This window comes from Burkholderia sp. HI2500 (assembly GCF_002223055.1).
Classification (GTDB): Bacteria; Pseudomonadota; Gammaproteobacteria; order Burkholderiales; family Burkholderiaceae; genus Burkholderia.
The window spans coordinates 1-446 of the sequence record NZ_NKFL01000023.1; the positions used below are offsets into that span (position 1 = coordinate 1).

General features: G+C 64.6%; 1 protein-coding gene. It reads right to left on the bottom strand.

Annotation, left to right across the window (positions count from 1 at the left end):
• Nucleotides 1–446, bottom strand: a 446-nt coding sequence (locus CFB45_RS38070; protein WP_144025309.1) for a TOBE domain-containing protein, incomplete at both ends; no start/stop codon positions are given.

Genomic DNA, 446 nt, shown 5'->3' on the forward strand with positions numbered 1-446 from the left:
GACACGAACACGTCGTCGTTCCACGCCGGTGCGTTGTCGTTCATCAGGTGCGAGCTCGACAGGTTCGACACGACCGTCTTGCCGCTCGGCAAGCGCACGTGGTACAGCGAGTAGCTGCCCATGTACGCGATGTCGGTCACGACGCCGCGCGCCCAGTTGTGTTTCGAGCCCGGCTTCTCGCGCGACACGTGAATGCGTTCCGGGCGCACCGAGATGCCGACCGGCATGCCGAGCGGGCCCGTGACGCCGTGGCTCACGTACATGCGGGCTTCGAGGTCGTCGCTTTCGACGAAAATGTGATCGGGCTCGTCTTCGACCACGCGCCCTTCGAACAGGTTGGTCGAGCCGATGAATTCGGCCGAGAAGCGGCTGTTCGGAAACTCGTACACCTCGCCCGGCGCGCCGATCTGCACGATCTTGCCTTCGCTCATCACCGCGAGGCGGCT